The 20,074-nt window shown below is 71.6% G+C and carries 17 protein-coding genes and 1 pseudogene; 11 read left to right on the top strand and 7 right to left on the bottom strand.

What is annotated here, in order from left to right; all coding sequences use genetic code 11:
* Nucleotides 1–875, bottom strand: a pseudogene (locus K4G64_RS30135) (hypothetical protein); the annotation flags it as partial.
* Nucleotides 876–1,123: 248 nt separating this feature from the next.
* On the opposite strand from K4G64_RS30135, the gene K4G64_RS30140 reads away from it, so the two are divergent.
* Complete coding sequence (locus K4G64_RS30140) at nt 1,124–1,336, top strand: hypothetical protein (protein WP_221759112.1); 213 nt, start codon at nt 1,124–1,126, stop codon at nt 1,334–1,336.
* Nucleotides 1,337–1,387: 51 nt separating this feature from the next.
* Here K4G64_RS30140 and K4G64_RS30145 read toward each other — a convergent pair whose 3' ends face one another.
* Together K4G64_RS30145 and K4G64_RS30150 are read right to left on the bottom strand one after the other, a co-directional pair.
* Entirely contained in the window at nt 1,388–2,089 is a 702-nt protein-coding gene (locus tag K4G64_RS30145) for a bifunctional 2-polyprenyl-6-hydroxyphenol methylase/3-demethylubiquinol 3-O-methyltransferase UbiG (protein ID WP_221759113.1), read from the bottom strand.
* Between the two features lie 83 nt (nt 2,090–2,172).
* The gene (locus K4G64_RS30150; RefSeq protein ID WP_190898180.1) at nt 2,173–2,772 is read right to left on the bottom strand and encodes a DUF3043 domain-containing protein; all 600 of its coding nucleotides are present in this window, start codon (nt 2,770–2,772) and stop codon (nt 2,173–2,175) included.
* Nucleotides 2,773–3,089: 317 nt separating this feature from the next.
* Between K4G64_RS30150 and K4G64_RS30155 the strand changes: the two genes are divergently transcribed.
* The 6 genes from K4G64_RS30155 to K4G64_RS30180 all read left to right on the top strand — a co-directional run bounded on the left by K4G64_RS30155 (nt 3,090) and on the right by K4G64_RS30180 (nt 11,790).
* Nucleotides 3,090–3,875 (top strand): PspA/IM30 family protein, encoded by a 786-nt coding sequence (locus K4G64_RS30155; RefSeq protein WP_260461168.1) that lies wholly within the window; start codon nt 3,090–3,092, stop codon nt 3,873–3,875.
* A 23-nt stretch (nt 3,876–3,898) separates the two neighbouring features.
* Nucleotides 3,899–4,177 carry a hypothetical protein gene (locus K4G64_RS30160; protein ID WP_221759114.1) on the top strand — a complete coding sequence of 93 codons (279 nt, stop codon included), beginning with the start codon at nt 3,899–3,901 and terminating at the stop codon, nt 4,175–4,177.
* 170 nt (nt 4,178–4,347) lie between these two features.
* Nucleotides 4,348–5,568, top strand: coding sequence for a histidine kinase (locus K4G64_RS30165; protein WP_221759115.1), 1,221 nt, complete (start codon nt 4,348–4,350; stop codon nt 5,566–5,568).
* On the top strand, nt 5,565–6,248 hold the full coding sequence (locus K4G64_RS30170; RefSeq protein ID WP_221759116.1) for a response regulator transcription factor: 684 nt from the start codon (nt 5,565–5,567) through the stop codon (nt 6,246–6,248). The genes K4G64_RS30165 and K4G64_RS30170 overlap by 4 nt, the downstream gene beginning before the upstream one ends.
* Before the next feature lie 159 nt (nt 6,249–6,407).
* Nucleotides 6,408–9,527 (top strand): efflux RND transporter permease subunit, encoded by a 3,120-nt coding sequence (locus K4G64_RS30175; protein ID WP_221759117.1) that lies wholly within the window; start codon nt 6,408–6,410, stop codon nt 9,525–9,527.
* A gap of 118 nt (nt 9,528–9,645) precedes the next feature.
* Nucleotides 9,646–11,790 carry a PQQ-binding-like beta-propeller repeat protein gene (locus K4G64_RS30180; protein ID WP_221759118.1) on the top strand — a complete coding sequence of 715 codons (2,145 nt, stop codon included), beginning with the start codon at nt 9,646–9,648 and terminating at the stop codon, nt 11,788–11,790.
* An 18-nt stretch (nt 11,791–11,808) separates the two neighbouring features.
* On the opposite strand, the gene nadA is transcribed toward K4G64_RS30180, so the two are convergent.
* Nucleotides 11,809–13,005 carry a quinolinate synthase NadA gene (gene nadA / locus K4G64_RS30185; protein WP_221759119.1) on the bottom strand — a complete coding sequence of 399 codons (1,197 nt, stop codon included), beginning with the start codon at nt 13,003–13,005 and terminating at the stop codon, nt 11,809–11,811.
* Between the two features lie 281 nt (nt 13,006–13,286).
* Here nadA and K4G64_RS30190 point away from each other — a divergent pair, with 281 nt between their 5' ends.
* Nucleotides 13,287–13,643, top strand: a complete 357-nt coding sequence (locus K4G64_RS30190; RefSeq protein WP_031109243.1) for an iron-sulfur cluster assembly accessory protein — start codon at nt 13,287–13,289, stop codon at nt 13,641–13,643.
* 88 nt (nt 13,644–13,731) lie between these two features.
* Here the strand turns inward: K4G64_RS30190 and K4G64_RS30195 are convergent, their stop codons facing one another.
* Together K4G64_RS30195 and K4G64_RS30200 are read right to left on the bottom strand one after the other, a co-directional pair.
* Nucleotides 13,732–15,651 (bottom strand): hypothetical protein, encoded by a 1,920-nt coding sequence (locus tag K4G64_RS30195; protein ID WP_221759120.1) that lies wholly within the window; start codon nt 15,649–15,651, stop codon nt 13,732–13,734.
* Nucleotides 15,652–15,797: 146 nt separating this feature from the next.
* Nucleotides 15,798–16,004, bottom strand: coding sequence for a hypothetical protein (locus K4G64_RS30200; protein ID WP_221759121.1), 207 nt, complete (start codon nt 16,002–16,004; stop codon nt 15,798–15,800).
* A 132-nt stretch (nt 16,005–16,136) separates the two neighbouring features.
* Here K4G64_RS30200 and K4G64_RS30205 point away from each other — a divergent pair, with 132 nt between their 5' ends.
* Complete coding sequence (locus tag K4G64_RS30205) at nt 16,137–17,111, top strand: carbohydrate kinase family protein (RefSeq protein ID WP_221759122.1); 975 nt, start codon at nt 16,137–16,139, stop codon at nt 17,109–17,111.
* An 86-nt stretch (nt 17,112–17,197) separates the two neighbouring features.
* Here K4G64_RS30205 and K4G64_RS30210 read toward each other — a convergent pair whose 3' ends face one another.
* Nucleotides 17,198–18,577: a cysteine desulfurase/sulfurtransferase TusA family protein gene (locus K4G64_RS30210; RefSeq protein WP_221759123.1), complete on the bottom strand. Its 1,380-nt coding sequence runs from the start codon at nt 18,575–18,577 to the stop codon at nt 17,198–17,200.
* Between the two features lie 264 nt (nt 18,578–18,841).
* Between K4G64_RS30210 and coxB the strand changes: the two genes are divergently transcribed.
* Nucleotides 18,842–19,807 carry a cytochrome c oxidase subunit II gene (gene coxB / locus K4G64_RS30215; protein ID WP_221759124.1) on the top strand — a complete coding sequence of 322 codons (966 nt, stop codon included), beginning with the start codon at nt 18,842–18,844 and terminating at the stop codon, nt 19,805–19,807.
* Nucleotides 19,804–20,074 (top strand): cbb3-type cytochrome c oxidase subunit I (locus K4G64_RS30220; protein ID WP_221759125.1); only part of this gene is annotated, 271 nt, incomplete at its 3' end. The genes coxB and K4G64_RS30220, both read left to right, overlap by 4 nt.

The raw sequence follows: 20,074 nt of genomic DNA on the forward strand, positions 1-20,074 counted from the left end.
CCCCCGACCCGGTCCGCCAGCAGATCCGCCACCATGAAACCCACGTCGTGCCGGTTCCCGGCGTACTCCGGCCCCGGATTGCCCAGCCCCACGATCAGCCAGGGAGCGGCCGCATCGGTCGTCACGTACAGCACGTCCGGAAAGGCCTCCAGCCTCCGCTCGGCCTCCACCGACTTGCCCGACCGGGCCCCGCCCAGCACCAGCGTCCGCCGCGGCACGTCCGGCACGTCCTCGTACGCCCCCACCGCCAGCGTCACCCCGTCCGGCACGGCCCGCGCCCCGGCTGCCGCGAGCCGCCGCCGGAGCTCGGGGCCGGGCGGCACGTCATGGTCCAGATGGACGGCGAGCACGTCGGTCGTCGGCCCGATCGCCCCCACGGCCCGCAGCTTCGCCAGCGCGTCCGGCCGCCCCACGACATCGGCGAGCACCATGTCGTACGCCTCGGCCGGTTCCGCCAGACCCGCGGGCGCCCCGCCCGGCGGCAGATACAGCAGCCGCTGCCCCTCCGGCCCGGTCACCGCGTACCCCGTGCCCGGCGCGTCCAGCGCCACCGCCCGCACCCGGTGCCCCGTCAGCAGCGTCAACTCCCGCCCGTCCGGCACCCGTCCGGGCTGCGGCAGCCCCGCGGGCACCTCGACCGCCGGCCCGTTGTGCGGATGCGACAACAGCACCTGCCGTACGCCGGTCAGGGAACGCCCCGCCCGCGCCGCCGCGAACGCCGCGCCCGGCGTCAGGTCGAGCAGCAGCGCCCCGTCCAGCAGCAGCGCGGTGGCCGCCCGCGCATCCGGCCCGAGAGCGGCCGCACAGGCAGCGCAGGGACAGTCGGGGCGGGGGAGTCCGGTGGGCGCGCCAGTACCGAGCAGAGTGAGTTCCACGCCCCGATTCTCACCCGCCGCAACGAGTAACGCGTGATGGGGACGCCCCCTTGGGGGCGCGGGCCGTGTCGATGTGCGGCTCCGCCGCGCGGGCGCGCTCAGCCCACGACGACCCGCACGCGTCCGACCGCCCCGCACCCCGCAAGGCATATAACGCCGAACCCAGCGGAGCGCTTACGCTCTGGGAGGGGCCGGACCAAGATCCGGCTTTTCGCTGTGCAGTGTGCTCACACACATGGGAGGCGTACATGGCGGCATGGACGTGGCGGTTCGAGAAGACCGACGGGACGGAGGTCCAGCCCGCGGTGACGCCGGAGGAGTTCCCCACCCAGGGGGACGCCGAGTCCTGGATCGGCGAGCACTGGAAGGCCCTCCAGGAGGGCGGTGCCGACCAGGTGCGGCTGTTCGAGGACGCTACGGAGATCTACGGGCCGATGAGCCTGCACGCGGCCGAGGCGTGATCCCGGTGGGCGGGGGCCGACGGCCCTCGCCCACACCCCCTCTTCCGAGAGTCAGCCCCGCACGCCGCACAGGTGCAGCAGCGCGGCCACCCCGCGGTACGGATCGGTCCGCCCGGCCTTCTCCTCCACCGCGAGCAGCGTCTCCACGTCGGCCGGGGCCTCGGCGCCGTCCGCCGCCGTGTCGGTGAACACCCGCACCCCGTACCAGGCGTGCAGCGGCGCCCCGATCCCCGCGAGCGTCGACGTCAGGTCCTTCAGCCGGTCGGCCCGCACGTCGAGGCCCAGCCGGTTGCGGTAGGAGACCGTGTCGAAGGCGGCCAGGGCCCCGGACCAGTCACCGGACAGGCCCGGCCGGATCGCGAGCGCGTCCCCGTTGCGCACGAGCAGGGACAGCAGCCCGCCCGGCGCGAGCATCCGGGCGAGGCCCGCCAGCAGCGGGTCGGGCTCCTCGACGTACATGAGGACGCCGTGGCACAGCACCACGTCGAAACTGCCCGGCAGGAAGTGCACGCCGGTGTCGCGGCCGTCGCCCTCGATGATCCGCATCCGCTCCCGGATGCCCTCCGGTTCCCCGGCGAGGGACTCCCGGGCCGCGGCGACCATCGTCGTGTCCTGCTCCAGACCGGTCACCTGGTGGCCGGCCCGGGCCAGCCGCAGCGCCTGAGTGCCCTGGCCCATCCCCACGTCCAGCACCCGCAGGCGCTTACCCACCGGGAACCGGCCGACTATCTGCTCGTCCAGCTGGCGGGCCACCAGCTCCTGACGGACGACATCGCGCAGCCCGCCCAGCTTGTCCAGCCAGGCATCCGCCGCACCCCCGGAGAACGGCGTCGTGGTCAGGGCCGCTCTCCGCGCTTGACCTGCGGCTTCGGCAGCCGGAGCCGGCGCATCTGGAGGGAGCGCATCAGGGCGTAGGCGACGGCGCCGCGCTTGTTCTCACCCGGGAAGCGCTCGTTCAGCTGCTTCTTCAGCCGGAAGGACGTGACGAACGAGTCCAGCACGATCAGCACGATCACCACGAGCCACAGCAGCAGCGCGATGTTCTGCAGAGCGCCCACCCGCACCATGCTCAGCACGAGGATGACCACGGCCATCGGCAGGAAGAACTCCGCGATGTTGAAGCGGGAGTCGACGAAGTCGCGCGCGAACCGGCGGACCGGTCCCTTGTCACGCGCGGGCAGGTAGCGCTCGTCGCCGCTCGCCAGCGCCTGGCGCTGCCGCTCCATCGCGGTACGGCGCTCCTCGCGCTGTCGCTTGGCGGCCTCCTTGCGCGTCATCGACGTGTTGGCCACGCTGCGGCGCTGGCTCTGGGCCTGGCTGCGCTTCGGCGTGGGGCGGCCCTTGGGGGCCTGAGGGTCGCGGGGCTGCTTGGAGAAGTTCACCGGCGCCTTGTCGGCGTCCTGGGCCTTCTCATCCTTCGCACGGCTACGGAACACAAAACCCAAGGGTAAGGGCTTCCGGGCATGGACCCCAGCCCCGTGGGGAACGATCCGGCAACACCAGTCGTCAGTAAGGGGACAGAGGGGACGTTGCGCACGCCTCCGGATGTTTCCCGGGGTGTACGGCTCCGGTAACCCCGGGGACCACCTACTCCCTACGCCGGAGCGGGAGCGTACGCAGTCGTCCTTGGGGATGAGCGCATCCGTCCCCGAACAGTGCGGTAATGGATGCAGGGCCCGTACTGTGGGTTCTGTCGCAGGAGCAGCTGCCGGAGTCGGTCAGAAGGGGGCGCGCGAAGCCCATGAGCGGTGTCATGAAGCGTATGGGGATGATCTTCCGCGCGAAGGCGAACAAGGCCCTTGACCGGGCCGAGGACCCGCGCGAGACCCTCGATTACTCGTACCAGAAGCAGCTCGAGCTGCTTCAGAAGGTCCGCCGCGGCGTCGCCGACGTGGCGACCAGCCGCAAGCGCCTGGAGCTCCAGCTGAACCAGCTCCAGTCGCAGTCCGGCAAGCTCGAGGACCAGGGCCGCAAGGCGCTCGCGCTCGGCCGCGAGGACCTGGCCCGGGAAGCGCTCTCCCGCCGCGCCGCCCTCCAGCAGCAGGTGACCGACCTGGAGACCCAGCACGCGACGCTCCAGGGCGAGGAGGAGAAGCTCACTCTCGCGGCCCAGCGGCTCCAGGCCAAGGTCGACGCCTTCCGCACGAAGAAGGAGACGATCAAGGCCACGTACACGGCGGCCCAGGCGCAGACCCGGATCGGCGAGGCCTTCTCCGGCATCTCCGAGGAGATGGGCGACGTCGGCCTGGCGATCCAGCGCGCCGAGGACAAGACGGCCCAGCTCCAGGCCCGGGCCGGCGCGATCGACGAGCTGCTCGCCTCCGGCGCCCTCGACGACCCCTCCGGCATGCACAAGGACGACATCCAGGCCGAGCTGGACCGGCTCTCCGGTGGTACGGATGTAGAGCTGGAACTGCAGCGCATGAAGGCCGAACTGGCCGGAGGCTCGGGCAGCGGGCAGCAGGCCATCGAGGGCGGCTCGAACGGGCAGCAGTCCCAGCAGCAGCCGCAGGACACTCCGCGCTTCGACAAGCAGTAGGGGTCCACGCCTAGGAGGGCGACATGATCGTACGGATCATGGGGGAGGGCCAGGTGAGTCTGGCCGACAGCCACCTCGCCGAGCTGAACAAGCTGGACGACGAACTCCTGGCGGAAATGGAGAACGGCGACGGCCCCGGCTTCCGCCGCACCCTCCAGGCCCTCCTGACCAGGGTCCGCGACCTGGGCGCCCCCCTCCCGGACGACTCCCTGGAACCGTCGGAACTGATCCTGCCGTCCCCGGACGCGACGCTGGAGGAAGTCCGGGAGCTCCTGAGCGACGACGGGCTGATCCCGGGCTGACGTGACCGCAGGCATGCGTGCCGCCCCCGCTGCGGGCATGCGTGCCGCTGGGGGCGGCACGGTGGGGCGCAGCGGCACCCCGCAGCGCCGGGTTGCGCCAGCGCCCCGCCCTCAGCCCCGACTCCGAGCACCTCACACAGCCACGGCGAGCCCAGCTACCGTAAACACCCGTGAGCACCCTCGCGCGGGCCAAGCACCAGGCCAAGGCGCACCCCCTGGCCCTGGACGCCGTCCTCGCCCTCGCCGTCCTGGTCTGCATGGTCGCCGGCTCCTTCGTGGAACCCCGGCACCGCGACAGCGTCAGCTGGGTCCTGCGCACCCCCGACCCCCTCAGCCTCCTCCTCATGACCCTCGGCGCCGCGGCCCTGGTCTTCCGCCGCCGCGCCCCCATGGCGGTCCTCGCCCTGACGGGCACGCTGTCCGTCATCGAGTCCGTCACCGGCGACCCCCGCGCCCCCGTCGCGATGTCCGCGGTGATCGCCCTCTACACCGTCGCCTCCACCACCGACCGCCCCACCACCTGGCGGGTCGGCCTGCTCACGATGACCGTGCTGACCGGCGCCGCCATGGCCGCCGGACCCCTGCCCTGGTACGCCCAGGAGAACCTCGGCATCTTCGCCTGGACCGGTATCGGCGCCACCGCCGGTGACGCGGTCCGCAGCCGCCGCGCCTTCGTCCAGGCCATCCGCGAACGCGCCGAGCGTGCCGAGCGCACCCGCGAGGAGGAGGCCCGCCGCCGGGTCGCCGAGGAACGCCTGCGTATCGCCCGGGACCTGCACGACGTGGTGGCCCACCACATCGCCCTGGTCAACGTGCAGGCCGGGGTCGCCGCCCACGTCATGGACAAGCGGCCCGACCAGGCCAAGGAGGCCCTCGCGCACGTCCGCGAGGCCAGCCGCTCCGCCCTCAACGAACTGCGCGCAACCGTCGGCCTGCTCCGGCAGTCCGGCGACCCGGAGGCCCCCACCGAACCCGCGCCGGGCCTGGACCGCCTCGACGAACTCGCCGGCACCTTCCGCAGCGCAGGCCTGCACGTCGAGGTCGCCCGCGCCGACCAGGGCACCACCCTCCCCGCCGCCGTCGACCTGGCCGCCTACCGAATCATCCAGGAGGCCCTCACCAACGTGCAGAAGCACGCCGGGCCCCAGGCCAAGGCCGAGGTCAGCGTCGTACGGGTCGGGCCGAACATCGAGATCACCGTGCTCGACGACGGCAGCGGCGAGAACGGGACCCAGGACGGCGGTGGCGGCCACGGGCTGCTCGGCATGCGCGAGCGCGTCGGCGCCCTGCGCGGCACCCTCACCACCGGTCCCCGCTACGGCGGCGGTTTCCGCGTCCATGCGATCCTGCCGCTCAAGAACCGCACACCGACCGGGGAGGACCCCGCATGACCATCCGTGTCCTGCTCGCCGACGACCAGGCGCTGCTGCGCAGCGCCTTTCGCGTGCTCGTCGACTCCGAGCCCGACATGGAGGTGGTCGGCGAGGCCTCCGACGGCGCGGAAGCGGTCCGGCTGACCAAGGAGCAGCACGCGGACGTCGTGCTCATGGACATCCGCATGCCCGGCACCGACGGTCTCGCCGCGACCCGCCTGATCAGCGCCGACCCCGAGCTCGCCGACGTCCGGGTGGTCATCCTGACGACGTTCGAGGTCGACGACTACGTCGTGCAGTCGCTGCGGGCGGGCGCCTCCGGCTTCCTCGGCAAGGGCTCCGAGCCCGAGGAGCTGCTGAACGCCATCCGGATCGCGGCCGGCGGGCAGGCCCTGCTCTCCCCGGCGGCCACCACGGGCCTGATCGCCCGGTTCCTCGCCACGGACGACCCTGCCGACGGCGACCGCGACCCGGCCCGCGGCGAACGGCTCGACTCGCTGACCGTCCGGGAGCGCGAGGTGCTGGTCCTGGTCGCCGGCGGGCACTCCAACGACGAGATCGCCGAGCGCCTCGAAGTCAGCCCGCTGACGGTGAAGACGCACGTCAACCGGGCCATGGCCAAGCTCGGTGCCCGGGACCGCGCCCAGCTGGTCGTCACCGCGTACGAATCCGGTCTGGTCCGTCCAAGGGTGGAGTGAGCCCGACCCGGGTGTACTGCGGCCGGAGTATGCGCCGCATAAGGATTTGGACCTGGGGGCTACGAAACCGGGTTCCCGCATGGCTCAGGGTGTAGGGGCGGGCGCTCATCTGCGCGTCCGCTGCCGCTTCTGCCGTTAACAGAAGAGAGACCCTCACCCATGTCCTGGCTGTCCAGGTTCAGCCTCGCGCAACGGGCCTTGATCGGGCTGATGTCGATCATCGCGCTCGTCTTCGGGGCGATCGCGATACCCCAGCTCAAGCAGCAGCTGCTCCCCACCATCGAACTGCCCATGGTGTCCGTGCTGGCGCCCTACCAGGGCGCGTCCCCGGACGTGGTCGAGAAGCAGGTCGTCGAACCCATCGAGGACACCCTCGAAGCCGTCGACGGCATCAGCGGCGTCACCTCCACCGCCGGCGAGGGCAACGCCGTGATCATGGCGTCCTTCGACTACGGAAACGACACCAAGCAGCTGGTCGCCGACGTCCAGCAGGCCGTCAACCGGGCCCGCGTCCAGCTCCCGGACGACGTCGACCCGCAGGTCGTCGCCGGTTCCACGGACGACATCCCCACCGTCGTCCTCGCCGTCACCTCCGGCCGGGACCAGCAGGCCCTGGCCGACCAGCTCGACAAGACCGTCGTGCCGGACCTGAAGAGCATCGACGGCGTCGGCCAGGTCACCGTCGACGGGGTCCGGGACGTCCAGGTCACCGTCACGCCCGACGACGCGAAGCTCGCCAAGGCGGGTCTGACCTCGCTGTCCGTCTCCGAGGCGCTCAAGGCGGGCGGCGTGACCGTCCCGGCCGGCTCCTTCGCCGAGGGCGGCGCCAACCGCACCGTCCAGGTCGGCGGCGGTCTCACCTCGCTGCGGCAGATCCAGGACCTGAGGGTCACGGGCGAGCCCGGCAAGGGCAAGCCGGTGCGGCTCGGCGACGTCGCCACGGTGAAGCAGCAGGAGGCCCCGGCCGACTCCATCACCCGTACCGACGGCAAGCCCAGCCTCGCCGTCGCCGTCACCATGGACCGCGACGGCAGCGCGGTCGCCATCTCCGAGGCCGTCCAGGACAAGCTCCCGGACCTGCGCGAGGACCTCGGCTCGGGCGCCACCCTCACGATCGTCAGCGACCAGGGCCCGGCGGTCTCGAAGTCCATCAAGGGCCTGACCACCGAGGGCGCGCTCGGTCTGCTGTTCGCCGTCCTGGTGATCCTGGTCTTCCTGGCCTCGATCCGCTCGACCCTCGTGACCGCGGTGTCCATCCCGCTGTCCGTGGTCCTCGCCCTGATCGTGCTGTGGACGCGCGACCTGTCGCTGAACGTCCTCACGCTGGGCGCCCTGACCATCGCCATCGGCCGCGTCGTCGACGACTCGATCGTGGTCCTGGAGAACATCAAGCGCCACCTCGGTTACGGCGAGGAGCGCCACTCGGCGATCCTCCAGGCCGTCCGTGAGGTCGCGGGCGCGGTGACGTCCTCGACGCTCACCACGGTCGCGGTGTTCCTGCCGATCGGCCTGGTCGGCGGCATGGTGGGCGAGCTGTTCGGCTCGTTCAGCCTGACCGTGACGGCCGCGCTGCTGGCGTCCCTCCTGGTCTCGCTGACGGTCGTGCCGGTCCTGTCGTACTGGTTCCTGCGCCCGCCCAAGGGCACCCCCGAGGACGCGGCCGAGGCCCGCCGGATCGCCGAGGAGAAGGAGGCCAGGAGCCGCCTCCAGCGCATCTACGTCCCGGTCCTGCGGTTCGCGACCCGCCGCCGCCTCACCAGCGTGGCCCTCGCGATCGTCGTGCTGGTCGGCACGTTCGGCATGGCGCCGCTGCTGAAGACGAACTTCTTCGACCAGGGCGAGGTCGAGGTCCTCACCGTCAAGCAGGAGCTGAAGCCCGGCGCCGGCCTGGCGGCGACCGACGCCCAGGCGAAGAAGGTCGAGCGGCTGCTCGCCGGCACCGAGGGCGTGAAGGGCTACCAGGTCACCATCGGCTCGTCCGGCTTCATGGCCGCCTTCGGCGGCGGCACGGACACCAACCAGGCCTCGTACCAGGTGATGCTGGAGGACTCGGCGTCGGCCGAGGACGTCCAGGACGGCATCGAGAAGGGCCTGGCCGGGCTGAAGGGCATCGGCACGACCACCATCACCGCCGGCGACGGGTTCGGCGCCCAGGACCTCAGCGTCGTGGTGAAGGCCGCCGACGCCGACGTGCTGCGTACGGCGTCCGAAGAGGTCCGCAAGACGGTCGCCTCGCTCGACGACGTCACGGACGTCACCAGCGACCTGTCGCAGAGCGTGCCGCGCATCTCGGTGAAGGCCAACGCCAAGGCGGCCGCGGCCGGCTTCAACGACCAGACCCTCGGCGGCGCCGTCGCCCAGGCCGTCCGCGGCACCCCCGCGGCCAAGGCGGTCCTGGACGACACCGAGCGCGACGTCGTCATCCGCTCGGCGAAGCCCGCCAAGACCCTGAAGCAGCTGAAGGAGCTGCGCCTCGGCGGAGCGGTGAAGCTCGGCGACATCGCCACCGTCGAACTGGTCGACGGCCCGGTCTCCATGACCCGCATCGACGGCCAGCGCGCGGCCACCATCACCGCCAAGCCGGCCGGCGACAACACCGGCGCGGTCAGCACCCAGCTCCAGTCGAAGATCAGCGCGCTGAAGCTCCCGGACGGCGCCACGGCGTCGATCGGCGGTGTCTCCGAGGACCAGGACGAGGCGTTCGCCAACCTGGGCCTGGCGATGCTGGCGGCCATCGCGATCGTCTTCATGCTGCTGGTCGGCACCTTCCGGTCGCTGGTCCAGCCGCTGATCCTGCTGGTCTCCATCCCGTTCGCCGCCACCGGCGCGATCGGCCTGCTGATCGCCACCGGCACTCCGATGGGCGTCCCGGCCATGATCGGCATGCTGATGCTGATCGGCATCGTGGTGACGAACGCGATCGTGCTGATCGACCTGATCAACCAGTACCGGGGGCAGGGTTACGGCGTCGTCGAGGCCGTGATCGAGGGCGGCCGGCACCGGCTGCGCCCGATCCTCATGACGGCCCTGGCGACGATCTTCGCCCTGCTGCCGATGGCCCTCGGCATCACCGGCGAGGGCGGCTTCATCGCCCAGCCGCTGGCCGTGGTCGTGATCGGCGGCCTGGTGACGTCGACGCTCCTCACCCTGCTGCTCGTCCCGACGCTGTACGCGATGGTCGAGCTCCGCAAGGAGCGCCGGGCGAAGAAGCGCGCGGCGAAGAAGGGCCTGCCGGACCGGGAGAAGACCGCGCAGGAGCCGGAGCACGCGAGCGTGTGACGGCCTGACCCGGCGGTGGCCGGGCACCGGACCCTCATGTCCGGCGCCCGGCCACCGCCGTTTCCCGTTACGTATCCTGAGGCCCTCGAACGGCTCTGCGGGGGAAGGGGATTCGGGCGTGCCGCTGCACAGCGACGACCCGAAGTCGATCGGCGGCTACCGGCTGCTCGACCGGCTCGGGGCCGGGGGCATGGGTGTCGTCTTCCGGGCCAGAGCGCGTTCGGGCCGTGACGTGGCCCTCAAGGTCGTCCACGCCCAGTACGCCGCCGACGCCGTCTTCCGGACCCGGTTCCGGCAGGAGATCGCGGCGGTCCGCAAGGTCAGCGGAGCCTTCACGGCACCGGTCCTGGACGCGGACCCCGAGGCGGCGCGGCCGTGGATGGCCACCCAGTACGTGCCCGGGCCCTCACTCGCCCGGCGGATCCGCGACCGGGGCGCCCTGCCGGACACCGAACTGCGCGGGCTGGCACTGGGGTTGGTGGGGGCCCTGCGCGACATCCACCGGGCCGGGGTGGTGCACCGTGACCTGAAGCCGGCCAATGTCCTGCTGGCCGAGGACGGCCCGCGTGTCATCGACTTCGGCATCTCCCGCGCGGCGGAGAACCACCAGACCCTCACCGAGACCGGCCAGATGATCGGCACACCGCCCTTCATGTCCCCGGAACAGCTCGTCGACGCCCGCGCGGTCGGCCCGGCGTCAGACGTCTTCTCCCTCGGGGCACTGCTGGTGTACACCGTCACCGGGCGCGGTCCCTTCGACGCGGGCAGCCCCTATCTGACGGCGTATCGGGTGGTCCACGACGCCCCAGTGCTGGACGGCGTGGACGAGCCGCTGCGCGGCGTCCTGACGCGCTGTCTGTCCAAGAGACCCGCTGACCGGCCCGGGCTCGAGGAGCTTGGCGAGGACTTCGCCTCGGTCCTGCCCGGCCGGCCGACGGCCGACCCGCCCACGGTGTCCCTGCGCCACGACCGGCCCGGACCCCGCCCCCTCGCCCCCGGCCGGGTCCGCGCCGGTCAGCGAGTACGCCGTCAGCCCGAGCACGAGAGCCGCGACGGTGCCGATCACGGCTGCCCACCGGGTGGGGACCCGGCGGGCGGCGGGGACTCCGACGGGCGGCCCTGGCGGACCACGGTGTACGAGCCCGCGGAGCGCGGCGCGCGGCAGGCACTGGACCTCCCCGGCGCCGAAGCCCCCGTGCCGGGCTGCCGGGTCGCCGGGGGAGCGGTCTACTGCGGCGGTGACCGGACCCTTCCGGTACGCCTGGACGGGCGGACAGGAAGGACCGTCTGGCGGGCGAGTGCCGAGTTGGCAGGGACCGGCGAGGGGAGGTACTCCTCCACCGTCCTGGGGGTCCGGGACGAGACCGTGCTGGTGCGGCAGGTCGTCACGCGCGGCTCCGCCGACGCCGAGGTGACCAGTGTCGTCGCTCTCGACGCCGCGACGGGAGACCGCCTGTGGGCGCGCCAGGTCGACGAGATGAGCGCCCCACCGGCCGTGGCCGGCGACGTGGTGGTGCTGCCCGACGGGGGCGACGGCCCCTCGCTGACCGCACGCTCGCCCCGTACCGGCGCCGAACGCTGGACGGCACCCCTGCCCGAGGGCCACTCCTGCGGCCTCACCCCGGCCGGGGGAGCCCTCTACCTCCAGTGCTTCGCACAGCAGGAGGGCGAAAGGCAGGACTCCCTGATCGTCACACTCGATCTCACCGACGGGACGGCCCGGCGTCTGCCCCTGCCCACGCCGGACGCCGACCTGGTCGGAGCGCACGACGGCGGGCTGATCCTGCTGACGGAGAGCCCGGAGCGGGGGCCGGACGGTGACACGGCGTACGCCGAGATCGTGCTGATGGACAGGACGGGCTCGACGGCCCGGACGAAGCTGCCCGAGGCGTACCACGGGCGGGTGACCCTGGCGGGCGGCACCTTGTGGTTCACCTCGTCCGGCGGCGAGGTCACCGCCGTGTCCCCCTCGTCCGGCGCCATGCTGTGGCGGACCCGGACCGGTGTGCGCCGGCCGGGCCCGGCCCGGTACGACGCGCGCACGCGCATCGTCTACACGGCGGGTTCCGACGGCCGCGTGGCCGGATTCGACGCCCGCACGGGCGACCGGCTGTGGCGGACAGCCGCGCGCACCGAGGACGAGGGCTCCGGCGAAGGCCCCGAGGTGCTGGTCGACGGACGGCGGCTGGTGGTGGTCACAGCGGGCGGCGGTGTGCTCGGACTCGACCCCGAGCACCCCGAGCGGACACCGCGCTCGGGGTGACGACCGACGGGTCCGGGGTTACGGCAGCGCCAGCATCCGCTCCAGGGCCAGCTTCGCGAAGGCCTCCGTCTCCTTGTCCACCTCGATGCGGTTGACGAGGTTGCCCTCGGCCAGGGACTCCAGGGTCCAGACCAGGTGGGGGAGGTCGATGCGGTTCATGGTGGAGCAGAAGCAGACCGTCTTGTCGAGGAAGACGATCTCCTTGCCCTCGGGCGCGAAACGGTTCGCCAGACGGCGGACCAGGTTCAGCTCCGTGCCGATGGCCCACTTGGAGCCGGCCGGGGCGGCCTCCAGGGCCTTGATGATGTACTCCGTCGAGCCGACGTAGTCCGCCGCGGCCACGACCTCGTGCTTGCACTCGGGGTGGACCAGGACGTTCACGCCCGGGATGCGCTCGCGCACGTCGTTCACCGAGTCCAGGCTGAAGCGGCCGTGCACCGAGCAGTGGCCGCGCCACAGGATCATCTTCGCCGCGCGCAGCTCGTCGGCCGTCAGGCCGCCGTTCGGCTTGTGCGGGTTGTAGACGACGCAGTCCTCCAGGGACATGCCCATGTCCCGCACCGCGGTGTTGCGGCCCAGGTGCTGGTCCGGCAGGAAGAGCACCTTCGTCGTCGCGGGGTCGCCCTGCTCGAAGGCCCAGTCCAGGGCCCGCTTGGCGTTGGACGAGGTGCAGATCGTGCCGCCGTGCTTGCCTGTGAACGCCTTGATGTCCGCGGAGGAGTTCATGTACGAGACGGGCACGACCTGCTCGGCTATCCCGGCCTCGGTCAGCACGTCCCAGCACTCGGCGACCTGCTCGGCCGTCGCCATGTCGGCCATCGAGCAGCCGGCGGCGAGGTCGGGCAGGACGACCTTCTGGTCGTCGGACGTCAGGATGTCCGCCGACTCCGCCATGAAGTGCACGCCGCAGAACACGATGTACTCGGCCTCCGGGCGGGCGGCCGCGTCACGGGCCAGCTTGAACGAGTCACCCGTCACGTCGGCGAACTGGATGACCTCGTCGCGCTGGTAGTGGTGGCCGAGCACGAAGACCTTGTCCCCGAGCTTCTCCTTCGCCTTGCGGGCGCGCTCCACCAGGTCCGGGTCGGACGGCGAGGGCAGGTCGCCGGGACACTCCACACCACGCTCGCTCTTCGGGTCGGCCTCACGGCCGAGGAGCAGCAGGGCGAGGGGCGTCGGCTGTACGTCGAGCTCCTGGGTCTGGGCGGTGGTCACGACACGCACCCTTTCTGTTTCTGCGACTTTTCGTCGATTTGACGCTATCTATCATAACCGCTTCACGTCACTTTGACGATGGCCATAGCGTCTGTGTGACGTGAATCCCGGTCGGCCCCCGTTCATTCCCGGGAAGACCCGGAAAGAGCCATTTTCCGGTTCCGGGCGCGTGTGCGAGCATGAAAAGGAGCCGAGATCGAGCGCCGGCCCGGAATGAATCCGCGGCCCCGCCGGTTGCAACCGTCGGCAAGCAGTCTCCGTACAACCCGGGAGAGATGTAGATGTCCGTATCGGACGAGACCAGCACCGTCACCGACGGCATCATCCTGACCGACGCCGCCGCGTCCAAGGTCAAGGCGCTGCTCGACCAGGAAGGCCGCGAAGACCTCGCGCTGCGTGTCGCCGTCCAGCCCGGCGGCTGCTCCGGCCTGCGCTACCAGCTCTTCTTCGACGAGCGCGCCCTCGACGGCGACGTCGAGAAGGACTTCGGCGGTGTGAAGGTGGTCACCGACCGCATGAGCGCCCCGTACCTGGGCGGTGCCACGATCGACTTCGTGGACACCATCGAGAAGCAGGGCTTCACGATCGACAACCCGAACGCGACGGGCTCCTGCGCCTGCGGCGACTCCTTCAGCTGAGCCAGCCGAGCCGCTCCGGCGGCCGCGGACACGACGAAGGCGGCGGCCCCCTGCGACGGGGCCGCCGCCTTCGCGCTGTGTGTCGCTCCTACCGCTCCCGCGTCGGGGGTGCCGGCAGCCGTGCACCCTCCTTGGCCAGCGGAACCGCCTTGCCGTCCGTGTTCACCACGGCCCGGTCACCGAGCGGCTCGTCCAGCTGCACGGTCTTCTGGAACTGCTTGGCGATCATGATGCAGACCTTGTCCGGCCACGGGGTCGACGTCACGGAGACCGTCACCTCGTCGCCCTTCTCGCTCGCCTTCACGTCGTAGTCGGCGCACACCCCGCCCGTGAAGGTCACCGTCAGCTCCGAGCCCTCGGCCCGGTAGCCGTCCACCTTCACCTCGCGCGGCCCGGGAGCCGAGGTCGGCTGGTCACTCGGCTCGCTCGGCTCGGGGGAGGCCAGGTACTTCGGCTCCACCGCCGGGTATGTCACCGTGAACGGGTCCTGCGCGCCCGGCGCCGTCACCTCGAACAGCCAGGACGGCACCAGCGCCTGCCGTCCGTCCACGACGTGCGCGGCCAGCCCGAACACCGCGCTCTCGACCGTCACCGTGTCCTGCCCTGAGGTACCGCCCGACGGCTGCTCGCAGGGCTGCTCCTGCCGGTCCTCCAGCGGCACCGGGCCGGCGCAGCCGCCGATGCCCATCCGGTGGTCGTTCTTCGGCTGCCCGTTCATCAGCTCCAGCGCCTGCTCGGCGCCGACCACCGGGTACGTGTCGCCCTTCACCGGCGTCTTCAGCTGTCCGCTGCCGCCGACGACCTCGCCGTCCGAGCCGACGTTGATCCCGGTCGTCCAGCCGTGCGTGGGCAGTCCGCCGACCTCGGGAGCGGCGTTCACCACCCGCTGGGCCCCCATGACCTGGCCGGCGTCACGCTTCGCGTCGTCCTGACCCACCGCCTTCAGCACGGGCGCCGCGGCCTTCTCGGCCTCCTCCTCGCTCACCGGTGTGCCACCGGACTGCGGGGCGGTGCAGGTGTCGGTGCCCTTGCAGTTGTCGGTGCCCGGGGCGTACCGGCTGAACGACCAGGAGCCCGGCGCCTGCCGGTTCACCTGGAGGCTCGGCCCCGATTCGTCCTGGCCCCCGATCTTCCAGGCCTCGCCCTGCGCCACCGGCGCCCCCTCGACCCCGAGGGCCTTCGCCAGCCGGGCCACGTCCTCCTTGGTGACCTCGCCCTGTGCCCGGTACACCGGCGCCGTGGCCGGGCCGTCCGGCAGGGGACCGCCGACCCGGTAGGTGGCGCCGTAGGGGTTGGGCTCGCCGGGCGCGATGCCGTTGTCGCCGCCCGCCGTGGACTCCGAGTAGCCGTCGAGCGCGAGCGGCGGGGGAGTGCCGTCCCCGCCGGGCGCGCCGGAGGTCGTACCGCCGCTCGACGCGTTGGAGGCGAGCCAGGCCCCGCCACCGCCGATCAGCAGCACGGCGGCGGCGACGGAGGCGATGATCGCGGGCGTACGGGGGGCGGTACGGGGGCGGCCACCGTCGTGGTGGACCAGGTCCTCGTCGCCGCGTACGTCGCGCTCGTTGCGTACATCGCGTTCATCGCGCTCGTTGCGGGGGACGTCGCCGGCCTCGTCGCGGGAGGGGTCGCCGACCGGTTCCGGGGTGGCGGCCGCCGACTCGCCGTCGGGCTGCCGGTCTTCGGACGCACTCGTCCCGGCGGTTTCCTCGGGGGCGCCCGACCCGGCGGCTTCCTCGACGGTGCCCGCCTCGACGGCGCCCGCCTCGGCGGCTTCCGGCGTACCGGACTCCTCGGAAGCCTCGGCGGTGGCATCGGCCTCTTCGGCCCTGTCCACCCCTTCAGCCCCGTCCGCCTCTTCGGCCTCTTCGGGCTCAGCGGCCTCCGGCGATTCCCCGGTCTCCGCCGTGGTTTCGGCGTCCGCCGTACCCGGCTCCTCGACCTCCGGGGCGTCGGCGCCGGCGCCCGCTTCCCTGGCGTCGTCGTCGTTGTCGGGTCGCTCGGTGTTCACCGCATCGCTCCTTCGGCTGCACAGCTGTCCCATGGGACCCGGCCCGTCACATACGGGCCCGCTGGTGGGTCGTATCCCGCCTCCCCTTTACGGGGGACAGCGATGGGACGCAGCGGGGGAGCACACGGTTCCCGCGAGTGCGCCGTTCAGTCCCCGTAGTCCTCCATGGCGTCGAGCAGCCGCGCCGACGCCGGGGGTACCGACACGCCGTGGATCAGAGCCGGGGAGACCGGCCGCGTAGCGATCCGGGGGACCGCCCAGTGCGGAGCCATCCGCGCCCCGTAGCCCGGCAGCGACGCCAGGTCACCCTCCAGATCGACCGGAACGGGGGCGTGGACCTTGAGGTTCGTCATACCGGCACCGTATGCACGGTCGAGGTCACCGAGAAAGATCTACTATCGGGTAGTTTCGATGCCTTCAGAGCCGCCCCGCCCACCCGATAGCGTGAACCGTCAAGGTTCGCCTCCCTCAGGAGAGTCCACGCCGTGCGCATCGCAGTCTCCGGCTCCATCGCCACCGACCACCTCATGACCTTCCCCGGTCGCTTCGCCGACCAGTTCGTAGCGGACCAGCTGCACACGGTCTCGCTGTCGTTCCTGGTCGACCAGCTCGACGTCCGCCGCGGCGGCGTCGCCGCGAACATCGCGTTCGGCATGGGACAGCTCGGCACCCGGCCGATCCTGGTCGGCGCCGCGGGCGCGGACTTCGACGAGTACCGGGCCTGGCTGGAGCGGCACGGCGTCGACACCGACTCCGTCCGCATCTCCGACACGCTGCACACCGCCCGCTTCGTGTGCACGACCGACGCCGACCACAACCAGATCGGCTCGTTCTACACCGGAGCCATGAGCGAGGCCCGCCTCATCGAGCTGAAGACCGTCGCCGACCGCGTCGGCGGTCTCGACCTGGTCTCCATCGGCGCCGACGACCCGGAGGCCATGCTCCGTCACACCGAGGAGTGCCGCTCCCGGTCCATCCCGTTCGCCGCCGACTTCTCCCAGCAGATCGCCCGGATGGACGGCGAGGAGATCCGCATCCTGCTGGACGGGGCGACGTACCTCTTCTCCAACGAGTACGAGAAGGGCCTCATCGAGTCCAAGACCGGCTGGAGCGACGCGGAGATCCTGTCCCGCGTGGGCCACCGGGTGACCACACTCGGCGCGCGCGGCGTACGCATCGAGCGGGCCGGCGAGGACCCGATCGAGGTCGGCACGCCGGACGAGGAGCGCAAGGCCGACCCGACGGGCGTCGGCGACGCCTTCCGCGCGGGCTTCATGTCGGGCCTGGCCTGGGGCGTCTCCCTGGAGCGCGCCGCCCAGGTCGGCTGCATGCTGGCGACCCTCGTCATCGAGACGGTGGGGACGCAGGAGTACCAGCTGCGGCGCGGGCACTTCATGGAGCGGTTCACCAAGGCGTACGGGGACGAGGCGGCTCTCGAAGTGCAGGGGCATCTGGCCTGATCGTCGTCGGCCGCGGGTGCGTGGGGGCTGGTCGCGCCCCGCGGCGGCAGCCGCATGTCGACACAGCCCCGCGCACCTGACCTTTCTCAGCTCGCTCGGCGGATCAAGTAGCACGTTCCTTGGTCCGCCGGCTCCTCGCCCACGTACTCCTGGCCCCGCATCTCGCACCACGCCGGGATGTCCAGGCGGGCCGCCTCGTCGTCCGACAGGACCCGGACCAGCCCGCCCACGGGCACGTCGCCGATGACCTTCGCCAGCTCGATCACCGGGATCGGGCAGCGCTTGCCGAGGGAGTCCACGACCAGGACGTCCTCCTCACGGACCACCTCCGAGGCGACCGGCGCCCCCAGCTTCTCCCGCACCGCCGTCACGGCACGGGGAAGGACGGCCAGGAACCGCTCCACGTCCTCCTCCGCAGTCCCCGACGGCAGTGAAACCCGCACGTTCCCTTCACTCAGCACACCCATCGCCCGCAGCACATGGCTCGGCGTCAGCGTGCTGCTCGTGCAGGACGATCCGGACGAGACCGAGAAGCCCTCCCGGTCCAGCTCGTGCAGCAGCGCCTCCCCGTCGACATAGAGACAGGAGAAGGTGACGACCCCGGGCAGCCGGCGCACCGGATGGCCCACCACCTCGACGTCGGACACCAGCCGCGGCACCCGCGCCCGGATCCGGTCCGTCAGCTCCCGCAGACGCGCGGCCTCCTCGGCCGCCTCGGCCCGCACCGCCCGCAGCGACGCGGCCGCCGCCACGATCGCCGGGATGTTCTCGAAACCGGGCGCCCGACCCGACTCCCGCTCGTCCACCGGCCCTTGCGCCGCGAACCGCGCACCCTTGCGGACCACGAGCAGCCCGACCCCGGACGGCCCGCCCCACTTGTGGGCACTGGCCGTCAGCAGCGACCAGCCCCCGTCCACCGGCCCCCATCCCAGCGACTGGGCCGCGTCCACCAGCAATGGCACCCCGGCCTTCCGGCACACCTCGGCCACCGCCGCGACCGGCTGCGCGGTCCCGACCTCGTGATTGGCGGACTGCAGACACGCCAGCGCGGTGTCCTCGCGCAGGGCCGCGCCGTAGGCCGCGGGGTCCACCAACCCGGTGCGGTCGACCGCGACCTGGGTGACGCTCCCCCCGGCCGCCTCAAGAAGCTCCGCCGAATGCAGTACAGAGGAGTGTTCGACCGCGGACACGATCAGGTGACGCCCGATCCGCCTCCGCCCGGCCAGCGCCCCGGCAATCCCCGTGTGGACGGCACGGGTTCCGGACGAGGTGAAGGCCAGTTCGTCCGGTCGGCACCCCACCGCCTCGGCAGCGGCCTCCCGCGCCGCGTCCAGCAGCACCCGGGCCCGCCGCCCCTCCCTGTACAGGCGCGCGGGATCCGCCCACCCCTCGTCGAACGAGGCCAGCAGGGCCTGCCGGGCGATCGGATGGAGCGGAGCGGCGGAAGCAGCATCGAAGTAGGCCACACCGCAACGCTAGAACGCCCGGGAGCGGAACGAACCCCAGGGGCGCGGGGAACTGCGCGAACAACCACAAACAGCCCGCAGCCGCCAAACCAGCGAACCACCCACCCCACTAGGCACCCCTCCCCGAGAACCCCCGGAGGGCGTCGGCTAGGGTTTGGTCCGCATAAACATCCAAACCCCTGCCCGACGCAGGGCCGCGACCGACCAGCGAGAAGGCCAGGCCGCAGCCGATCCGCGCGGGCGAGACTCTCGGGAAGGCGCTACGTGAGTCCCAACGGCTCCGACCGCTCGCCGCGGCGCCCGATGCGGCGGAAGCTGCTGCAGGCACTGACCGCGGGCCTGGTCTTGGCGACAGCCACCGGTTGCTCGTACAACTGGGAAGACTTCCCCCGCCTTGGTATGCCCACCCCGACCACGGAAGAGGCTCCGCGGATCCTCTCCCTGTGGCAGGGTTCCTGGGCGGCTGCGCTCGCCGTCGGCGTGCTGGTGTGGGGTCTGATCCTGTGGAGTGCTTTCTTCCACCGGCGCAGCCGCACCAAGGTCGAAGTTCCTCCGCAGACCCGGTACAACATGCCCATCGAGGCGCTGTACACCGTGGTTCCGCTCATCATCGTCTCGGTGCTGTTCTACTTCACCGCTCGTGACGAGTCCGAGCTGCTCAGCCTCAAGAAGAAGCCCGACGTCACGATCAACGTGGTCGGCTTCCAGTGGAGCTGGTGCTTCAACTACATCGAGCCGGTCGCCGGTTCCACCGGGGACGCCAAGACCTCGAAGGACCTGGACGCGATCCCGGACCGCTTCAAGAAGGACTTCCCGGCCGACGCCGGCGGCGTCTACGACTGCGGCACCCCCGGTACGCGGAACCCGCAGACGGGCAACCCGGGCCCGACGCTCTGGCTCCCCAAGGACAAGACGGTCCGCTTCGTCCTGACCTCGCGTGACGTCATCCACTCCTTCTGGGTGGTGCCGTTCCTGATGAAGCAGGACGTCATCCCGGGCCACACCAACTCCTTCCAGGTGACTCCCAACAGGGAGGGCACCTTCATGGGCAAGTGTGCCGAGCTCTGCGGTGTCGACCACTCCCGGATGCTCTTCAACGTGAAGGTCGTCTCCCAGGAGCGTTACGAGCAGCACCTCAAGGACCTCGTGGACAAGCAGCAGAACGGTTACGTTCCTGCCGGCATCGCGCAGACGAGCCACGAGAAGAACCGGGAGACGAACAACCTGTGAGCATCCTCAACGAACCCCAGGGTGCCGCGGCAGCAGGGTCCCACTACGAGGACGAGCTGCCGGTCAGGCGCCAGAACCGCGGCAGTGTCGTGGTCAAGTGGCTGACGACGACGGACCACAAGACGATCGGCACGCTGTATCTCGCCACGTCGTTCGCGTTCTTCGTCATCGGCGGTGTGATGGCGCTGTTCATGCGCGCCGAGCTGGCCCGTCCGGGTCTGCAGATCATGTCGAACGAGCAGTTCAACCAGGCGTTCACGATGCACG

Source organism: Streptomyces sp. WAC04114 (assembly GCF_019733245.1).
In the GTDB taxonomy this organism is placed as follows: domain Bacteria; phylum Actinomycetota; class Actinomycetes; order Streptomycetales; family Streptomycetaceae; genus Streptomyces; species Streptomyces massasporeus_A.